8 protein-coding genes are annotated in these 8,570 nt (G+C 70.2%); 4 read left to right on the forward strand and 4 right to left on the reverse strand.

Going from position 1 to position 8,570, the window contains the following annotated elements; translation table 11 throughout:
- The first annotated feature begins 11 nt into the window (after window positions 1-11).
- Complete coding sequence (locus ACK4S2_RS00055; RefSeq protein ID WP_409618982.1) at window positions 12-1,232, forward strand: class I SAM-dependent RNA methyltransferase; 1,221 nt, start codon at window positions 12-14, stop codon at window positions 1,230-1,232.
- Window positions 1,233-1,238: 6 nt separating this feature from the next.
- Here the strand turns inward: ACK4S2_RS00055 and ACK4S2_RS00060 are convergent, their stop codons facing one another.
- On the reverse strand, window positions 1,239-2,006 hold the full coding sequence (locus ACK4S2_RS00060; protein ID WP_409618984.1) for a LamB/YcsF family protein: 768 nt from the start codon (window positions 2,004-2,006) through the stop codon (window positions 1,239-1,241).
- Window positions 2,007-2,105: 99 nt separating this feature from the next.
- On the opposite strand from ACK4S2_RS00060, the gene ACK4S2_RS00065 reads away from it, so the two are divergent.
- Window positions 2,106-2,549, forward strand: a complete 444-nt coding sequence (locus ACK4S2_RS00065) for an acyl-CoA thioesterase (RefSeq protein WP_409618986.1) — start codon at window positions 2,106-2,108, stop codon at window positions 2,547-2,549.
- A 4-nt stretch (window positions 2,550-2,553) separates the two neighbouring features.
- On the opposite strand, the gene ACK4S2_RS00070 is transcribed toward ACK4S2_RS00065, so the two are convergent.
- A complete protein-coding gene (locus ACK4S2_RS00070; RefSeq protein ID WP_409618988.1) occupies window positions 2,554-3,906 on the reverse strand; it encodes a Wzz/FepE/Etk N-terminal domain-containing protein in 1,353 nt (450 codons plus the stop codon).
- Window positions 3,899-4,762, reverse strand: coding sequence for a CpsD/CapB family tyrosine-protein kinase (locus ACK4S2_RS00075; protein ID WP_409618991.1), 864 nt, complete (start codon window positions 4,760-4,762; stop codon window positions 3,899-3,901). The genes ACK4S2_RS00070 and ACK4S2_RS00075 overlap by 8 nt, the downstream gene beginning before the upstream one ends.
- Window positions 4,763-5,095: 333 nt before the next feature.
- On the opposite strand from ACK4S2_RS00075, the gene ACK4S2_RS00080 reads away from it, so the two are divergent.
- A complete protein-coding gene (locus tag ACK4S2_RS00080) occupies window positions 5,096-6,079 on the forward strand; it encodes a glycosyltransferase family 2 protein (protein ID WP_409618994.1) in 984 nt (327 codons plus the stop codon).
- 5 nt (window positions 6,080-6,084) lie between these two features.
- On the opposite strand, the gene ACK4S2_RS00085 is transcribed toward ACK4S2_RS00080, so the two are convergent.
- Window positions 6,085-6,846: a WecB/TagA/CpsF family glycosyltransferase gene (locus ACK4S2_RS00085; RefSeq protein ID WP_409618997.1), complete on the reverse strand. Its 762-nt coding sequence runs from the start codon at window positions 6,844-6,846 to the stop codon at window positions 6,085-6,087.
- Between the two features lie 218 nt (window positions 6,847-7,064).
- On the opposite strand from ACK4S2_RS00085, the gene ACK4S2_RS00090 reads away from it, so the two are divergent.
- Complete coding sequence (locus ACK4S2_RS00090; RefSeq protein WP_409618999.1) at window positions 7,065-8,471, forward strand: hypothetical protein; 1,407 nt, start codon at window positions 7,065-7,067, stop codon at window positions 8,469-8,471.
- The last annotated feature ends 99 nt before the right edge of the window (window positions 8,472-8,570 follow it).

Raw genomic sequence — 8,570 nt, forward strand, 5'->3', positions numbered from 1 at the left:
AGGAACCCGGCATGGACGTAACGGTCGAGCGCCTTGGCCACCTGGGCGATGGCGTGGCGCGCGGCCCCGAGGGGCCGGTTTTCGTGCCTGGCGCATTGCCGGGCGAGGTGGTGGCAGGCACCCTGGCGGGCGACCGGCTGGAAGGCGCGCGGATCGTGACGCCTTCGCCGCATCGCCGCAAACCGCCTTGCGCCCATGCCCGCACCTGCGGCGGCTGCGCCTTGCAGCACGCCGACGATGCCTTCGTCGCCCGCTGGAAGCTGGAGGTGGTGCGCGCCGCGCTGGCGGGGCAAGGGCTGGCGGCCGAAGTGACCGGCCCTGCCACCTCGCCACCGCAGTCGCGGCGGCGGGCCACGCTGGCCGGGCGCCGCACCAAGGCCGGGGTCACGCTGGGGTTTCACATGCGCGGTGCCGATCAGCTGGTGGCGGTGCCGAACTGCCAGTTGCTGGCGCCGGGCCTCATGGCCGCCTTTCCGGCGCTGGAGGCGCTGGTCCGGGCCGGCGCCTCGCGCAAGGGGGAACTGGCGCTGACGGTCACCGAAACCGCAAGCGGCCCCGATGTGGCGGTCGCGGGCGGCAAACCGCTGGACGCCGCCTTGGTGCAAGACCTGGCGGCGCTGGCCGAAACCCACCGCCTGGCACGCCTGACCTGGGATGCGGAAGTGGTGGCGCTGCGGGCGCAACCGATGGTGTCCCTTGGCAAGGCCAGGGTGCCGCTGCCGCCGGGTGCCTTTCTGCAGGCGACCGCCGCCGGCGAAGCGGCCTTGCTGGCGGCGGTGCGCGAGGCGGTCGGCCCGGCGCGAAAGGTGGTGGACCTGTTTGCCGGATGCGGCACCTTTGCCTTGCCGCTGGCGGAAACCGCCGAGGTTCACGCCGTCGAAGGCGATGCGGCGCTGACCGCGGCGCTTGCCGCCGCGGCGCGGACGGCGCCGGGGCTGAAACCCGTAACGGTCGAAACCCGCGACCTGTTCCGCCGCCCCTTGCTGCCCGACGAATGTCGCTGCGAAGCCGTGGTGATCGACCCGCCGCGCGCCGGGGCCGAGGCGCAGGTGGCCGAGATCGCCCGCGCCCGGGTGCCGGTGGTGGCGATGGTGTCGTGCAACCCTGTCACCTTTGCCCGCGATGCCCGGGCCCTGGTCGCCGCCGGCTACCGGCTGGGCACGGTGCAGGTGGTGGACCAGTTCCGCTGGTCCACCCATGTCGAACTGGCGGCACGGTTTGCGTTGGGCTGAGCGCCCTCAGCCCGCCACGAAGGGCCGCAGCACCACGCCGGACGCCGTCAGCCGGGCGCGGAGGCCTTGCGCCATCGCCAGCGCCGCCGGTCCGTCGCCGTGCACGCAGATCGAATGGGCCTCCAGCCGGATCGGCGGGCCGCCATCAGCCACCGGCATCAACCCGCTGTCCAGAAACCGCAGCAGCCGGTCGCAGGCGGCGTCGGCATCGTGGATCATGGCACCGGGCTGGCTGCGCGGGACCAGCCGGCCATTGGGCAGGTAACCGCGATCGGCGAAGATTTCGGAAAAGACCGTAAGGCCCTCGGCGCGGGCGGCCTGTTCCAGCGCGGTGCCGGAGATTGCCAGCACGGCCAGCCCGCCGGGCAACGCGGCAACGGCCCGGGCGATTGCGCCTGCCACTTCTGCATCGTCGGCGGCCAGGTTGGCCAGCGCGCCATGCGGCTTGACATAGGCGACCCGCGCGCCCGCAAGCGCCGCCAGCCCTTGCAGCGCGCCGACCTGGGCCGCAACCATGCGCCCGATTTCGCCCGGCGCCATCGGAATGACCCGGCGCCCGAAACCGGCCCGATCCTGATAGCCGGGATGCGCCCCGACCGTGACCCCGCATTCCACCGCTCGGCGAAGCGTGGCGAACATCGTTTCGGGGTCGCCGGCATGGCCGCCGCAGGCGATGTTGGCGCTGGTCACCACCTGCAGCAAGGCGGCGTCTTCGCCCATGCTCCAGGGCCCATAGCCTTCGCCCAGATCGGAATTGAGGTCGATGGTCCGCATCCTGCCCCCCTTGCCTGTCCCTTGCCTTGTGCCGCAGGCAGCTTGCACCTTTGCCGTTTGGGCGGCAAGCTGGCGCCGACCGCCATGCAAGGGCCCGCCATGACCCAACGCCTGCCCCCTGGCCGCCGCGCCGACTATGCCGCCTTTCATGCCCACACCACGAGGTGGAACGACAACGACGTATACGGCCATCTGAACAACGTGGTGCATTACGCGCTGTTCGACAGCACCGTGAACGCCTGGCTGATCGCGCGCGGGCTTCTGGACCCGGCGCGGGGGGCGCAGATCGGGCTGGTGGCAGAAACCGGCTGCCGCTACCACGCCGAAATGGGCTACCCCGACCGGATCACCGCGGGCCTGCGGGTGGCGCGGCTGGGCGGGTCTTCGGTGCGCTACGAACTGGGTCTGTTTCGCAACGACGACGACCTTGCCGCGGCCGAGGGGTTTTTCGTCCATGTCTATGTCGATGCGGTCAGCCGCCGGCCGGCGCCGCTGGCCGAACCGCTGCGGGCCGCCTTGCAGACGCTGGTGCGGCCGGGCTGAGGCCTCAGACCTTGCGCCGCGCGGACAGCGTTTCGGTCGCGCGCATCTGCAGCGGCCCAAGCCCCCGTAACGCCCAGGCACCCAGCCCTGCGGCCAGAATCATCGCCCAGGCCAGCAGGCGCCGCATGCGGCCGCGCCGGCGGCTTTGCCGGGTCGGCAGATCGGGCAGTGCAATGACCGGGCGCAAGTCCAGCGCACGCTGCATCTGGCGGGCCGAACGCAGCACAGGGTTGCGCAGGTCCAGCGCCAGCGCCAGCCCCAGCGCGGCCATCAGGCTGCCGAACACGCCGAACACCATCATCTTGCGCCGGCCCGACGCCAGCGGATAGTCGGGCGGCAAGGCCGTTTCCAGCACCTGGAAACGCTCGGTCTGGCGTTCGCTGTCCAGCCGCTGGCTGGTTTCGGCCTCGGCACGGCGGCGATTGATGACCGAATACTGGTCCTGCAACTGCTGCAACCGGCGGGCAAAGGTGCCCAGCGTGGTTTCCACGTTGGGCGCGCGGTTCACGGCGGCCTCGACCTCGGCCCGGCGCGCCAGGGCCGCGCTGCGCTGGGTTTCCAACCCGGCGATCTGCGCCTGCAAGGCCGTGATCTGCCGTTGTTCGATGGCGCGCGGGCTGCCACCCGCCTGCAACGCCGCGAGTTCCTGCCGCAGGTCCAGCAATTGCAGGTCGAGATCGCGCAACGTGGCATCGAGCCGGCCGATTTCGTCGCGCCGGGCCTGGATGCCATCGGGCAAGGCATCGACATTGGCGTTCTTGAAGGCGGTGATTTCGGCCTCCAGCGCCGCGATGGCACTGCCCAGACGCGCATCCTCGGCTGCGTAGAACTCCAGCGTTTCGCGCACGCGCTCGGATTGCTTCTGCTCGGTCAGGTCAAGCACCCGCTGCGCCAGGTCGTTGGCGACATCCGCGGCCTTGTCGGGGTGGCTCAGCTGCACGACGATCAGCATGGCCGAAACCTGCTGTTCGCCGGCAAAGGGGTTGCCACCGGCACGCACGGTTTCGATGCGAATGGCCTTGCGCAGGGCCACGACGCGTTCGGTGGGCGTCATCGCCGGGGCGTCGGCAAAAAGCCCGTGGCGTTCGATCAGCGCCAGCATGTTGTCGCGGCTGGTCAATTCCTGTTCCAGCAGCTGCAACCGCTGGGCCGAGCGCGACACCGCATCGCCCGAAGCCGCCTCGGCGCTGACACGCGGCAGTTCCACCTGCAGGACCGCGGCGGTTTCATAGACCGGCCGGGTCTGCAGCACGACGAACAGCGTGGCCAGCGTGCCCGCCAGCACAACCGCCAGAATCGCCAGCGACTGGCGACGGACCAGCGCAATCACATCGGCAAGGGTCTGGATGTTACCCATCGCGGCGCCCTTTCGGGCGGGCGGCGGGGCTGTCTTCGGCACGGTTCAGCACCACGCCCAGAAGCTCGGTGCGGCCTTTCAGCAGCAATTCGCATTCGCGCACCTGGGCTGCGGTGGTGCGTGTGCCGTCGGCCACCAGCAGCAGGCCGTCGACCTCGGGCAGGAAGGCCAGCGCATCGTCGCATTCCAGCAAGGCGGGCAGGTCGTGGATCGCCACATCGGGCGACAGATCCTCGAGGATGGCCTCCAGCGCGGTGGCGGTGGCGGGTTCCTGCAACAGTTCGGCCGAATCCGGCTCGACCTGCCCGTTCAGGCCCAGCGCCAGCGTGCGCCCCAGGCGCAGGAAATGCGATTCCATCGGTTGCGCGCCGGTCAGCACATCGCGCAGACGGCCGGGGTTCGTCACGCCGAACAAGGCGGCCAGCCCCGGCGCGCGCAAGTTCATGTCGATCAGCACCGTGCGGCCCGAAGGGCGCCGGGCCAGCGAAAGGGCCAGGTTGGCCGCAACCGTGGTGGCGCCGCAGCCCCGGGTGGGGCTGGCAACCGCAACCCTTGTCCAGCCGCGTTCCTGAAGCGCCTGCAACAGGCGGGTGCGCAGGTGGTCGTACAACAGGCCAACGGGGTCTTCGCGGTGCGTGACGATCAGGTGCCCGGCCGCCGCATGGGCCGGATCGAGTTGCAACGCCGGAAGATCGGCCCAAAGCCGGTCGGGATCGTGCCGGATCGGCAGCAGCGCATGACGCAGCGCCGGGTCCGGCAGATCGGGCAGACCCGCGCGCGGCGCCACCCGCCCCTGGCCAAAGACCGACACCGCCCGGCTGCCCCCGGGTCTGTCGGGTTGGCCATGGGTGGTCATGCTTGTGCCCTCCAGGCCAAAGGCCTGCACCTCTGTTTCGAAAAGCGGTCCGGCAAGGGCCATCGCAAGAGCCTTTCCAAGGCAGCCGGCAAGCCGGCGGAGCAGCTGGCCGGGTTTGCGGCCATGCTCCGATACAACGCAAAACCATGACCATATTCGGGAAAAGCCAAGGCAACCCCGCGACCGGCCGCACCATCCGGGCCGAGACCCAGCGGTTTCAGCATAGCCGATTCGCTGCTCGACAAAAAGCCGTCGATCTGGAAACGATCTGGCGCGATGGTCAAAACCCCTTGAATGTCCTAGCCTTGCGCGGGGCGAAAGGCGGAGCCGGGCATGGCGGGCAACGGAAACGCAGAAACGGTGGATGCCGTGGTGATCGGGCGCAACGAAGGCGCCCGGCTGGCGGCCTGCCTGCAATCGCTGGCGGGGCAGGTGCGCCGGGTGATCTATGTGGACAGCGGTTCGACCGATGGGTCGGTGGCACTGGCCGAGGCCGCAGGGGCTGAGGTCGTCAGACTCGATACGCTTCGGCCCTTCACCGCAGCGCGGGCGCGCAACGCCGGGCTGGACGCGCTGGCCACCGATCCGCCGCGGTTCGTGCAGTTCGTCGATGGCGACTGCGCCGTGGACCCGGGCTGGATCGCGGCGGCGCTGGCGCATATGGCGGCGCATCCGCAGGCCGGTGTCGTCTGCGGGCGGCGGCGCGAGCGGTTTCCGGGTGCCTCGGTCTACAACCGGCTGGCCGATGCCGAATGGGATACGCCCGTGGGGCCGGCCGCGGCCTGCGGCGGCGATGCGCTGATGCGTCATGCCGCGGTGGCGGCTGCCGGCGGATACCGCCCCGACCTGATCGCCGGCGAGGAGCCCGAACTGTGCCTGCGCCTGCGCCGCGCCGGTTGGCAGATCTGGCGGATCGGCGCCGAGATGACGCTTCACGATGCGGCGATGACCCGCTTCGGCCAGTGGTGGTGGCGGACCAAACGCGCCGGCCACGCCTTTGCCGAAGGCGCGGCGCTGCACGGGGCCGGGCCCGAGCGGCACTGGGTCGCCGAAACGCGGCGGGCCTTGCTCTGGGGTCTTGCCCTGCCCACGGCGGCAGGGGTCGGCGCGCTGGTACTGCACCCGGCGGCCCTGCTGTTGCTGCTGGCCTGGCCCTTGCAGGTGGTGCGGCTGGCGCGACGCTGGGGCGGGGGGCGCCGCGGTTGGGAAAGGGCGGCCTTTACCGTTCTGGGCAAGCTGCCCGAGGCCCTGGGCGTGCTGGGCTACTGGACCGGGCGGTTGCGCGGGCGGCAGCGCGGGTTGATCGAATACAAGTAGCCCCGTCAGGGCGCCGCGCGGGGCCTTTGCGCCAGCGCCTTGGCCACCTCGGCCGGCAGGATCGCGGCGCAGGCGGCATAGCGCCCCGCCAACCGCCGCGGGTTCGACACCATGCGCCACAGCCATTCCAGCGCCAGCCGGCGCACCCAGACCGGCGCGCGCACCTGCGTTCCGGCCAGAAAATCGAGCCCTGCCCCGACCGAGACGAAGCCGACCCCGGGCGCCAGGCGCCGCCCGAGCGCCGCAAGCTGTTCCTGCCGCGGCGCCCCGAGCGCCAGGAAACACAGCCGGGCCCCGCTGGCCGCCACCTGGGCCAGCATTTCCTGCGCCTGCGGGCCTTCGGGGTCGAACCCCATCGGCGGCGCAAGGCAAAGCACGATCTGCAACCCCGGCACCGCGTGCCGCATATGCTTGGCCGCGGCCTGCAAGGTCGCGTCGGTGCTGCCCAGCAAGGCCACCGTCACCCCGCAGTCCGTCGCCAGCCGGGCCAGCGGCAGCACCAGTTCCGATCCGGGCACCAGCGCCACCGGCCGCCGCGCCAGGCGCGACAGCCAGACCACCGGGTTGCCATCCGCCACCACCAGATCCTGCGCGGCATAGGCCGAGCGGAAGACCGCCGACCGGCGCAACTTGACCAGGTGGTCAAGGTTCAGCGTCGCCAGCGCAAACCCCTGCCCTGCCCGCCAGCGCCCCGCCACCGCACCCAGCAGGCTGGCGCGGTCGGGCTGGTTCACCGTGATCGTGGTCTTTTCGATGCGGAACTGCACGGGGGCTTCCGGTTATGACGGCCACAGGATGCAGCCCCGGCTTGCCTTGATACAAGCGGAAAGCACAGCCCGCCTGACGGCGACACACCGTTTCCATCGGCGATTGCCCCTTGCCCGTCGCCTGCGGCAGCCGCACAGCAGGTCGCGCGCCCGGCCCCGTGCATGACAGGGCCAGCCGACCGTGGTAGCCTTTGGCCGCCGAAACCTTGGAACCCTGCATGGCCGCCAGCAGCACCGCCTATCTTGCTCTTGCGCTTTGGCCCATCGTGGTGGTGGTGCTGTTCCGGCGCATGACGGTGGAGCGGGCGCTGATCTGGTCGATCCTCGGCGGCTACCTGCTGTTGCCGCCGGTCGTGGCCATCGACCTGCCTGCGGTGCCGGCGCTGGACAAGATGTCGATTCCGGCGCTTTCGGCCTATCTGGTCGTCACGCTGATGCTGGGCATCCGGGTGCCGCTGAAGCCGGAAAGCGGCCTTGGTCGGGCGCTGCTGGCGGTTTTCGTGCTGACGCCCTTCGGCACGATCCTGACCAACCCGGAAGCCATCCCGGTCGCCCATCATGGCGCCTTGCCCGGCCTGAGGCTGTATGACGCCATCTCGATCATCGCGTTCCAGGCCTTTGTCATCCTGACCTTTGCCCTGGCGCGCAGCCTGCTGGCCAGCGCGGCGGCCTTGCGCGAAATCCTGCTGGCGCTGGTGATCGGCGGGTTGGCCTATTCGCTGCCGATGCTGGTGGAAATACGGCTGTCGCCGCAGATCAACGTCTGGATTTACGGCTTCTTCCAGCACTCGTTCGAACAGATGATGCGCGGCGACGGGTTCCGGCCCATCGTGTTCCTGTCGCACGGGCTGTGGGTGGCCTTTTTTGCCATGACAACCGTGCTGGCGGCCGTATCGCTGGCGCGCAGCGCCGCCCCGGCAGACCGGCCGCGGATGCTGGCGGCGGCCGGTTGGCTGTTCGTGATGCTGGTGCTGTGCAAATCGGCAGGCTCGCTGGTCTATGCCATCGTGCTTGTGCCGCTGGTCCTGCTGGCGGGCCAGCGGTGGATGTTTCGCGCCGCCGTTGCCATGGCGGTTCTGGCGCTGAGCTATCCGGTGCTGCGGTCGGCCGGCTACATCCCGGCCGACGACATGGTGGCCTTCGCGGCGCGCTACAGCGCCGAGCGCGCGCATTCGCTGGCCTACCGCTTTGCTAACGAGGCCATGCTGCTGGAACATGCGTTCCGCAAGCCCTGGTTCGGCTGGGGCGGATACGAGCGCAACCTGTTGCACGACCCGATCACCGGGCAGGTCGCCACCATCGCCGATGGTCGCTGGGTGATCGTGCTGGGCATGTTCGGCTGGGCCGGCTACATCGGCGAGTTCGGGTTGCTGGCCTTGCCGCTGTTCCTGCTGTGGCGCGAATCCCGGGCCCGCCGCACCGGCAGCCTGGCGGCGCCGCTGGGGGCGCTGGCGGTGATTCACGGCGTGAACATGGTGGACATGCTGCCCAATGCCACGCTGACCCCGCTGACCTGGCTGATTGCCGGGGCCCTGTTGGGCCATGCCGAGGCCCTGGCCGCCGAACGCCGCGGAAAGAACCGCAGGCCCAAGACGATTACGCCGCAGCCGCGCACCATTCTTTGATTGCAGGGCGCAACTGTGGCATCTGTCGTTAACTGTTAACGTCCTTAATTTGGCCAATGTCTTTGCGTAGCCCTGCCTCAGAGCCACTCAGGATTCGAT

This window comes from Gemmobacter sp. (genome assembly GCF_046292685.1).
In the GTDB taxonomy this organism is placed as follows: Bacteria; Pseudomonadota; Alphaproteobacteria; order Rhodobacterales; family Rhodobacteraceae; genus Wagnerdoeblera.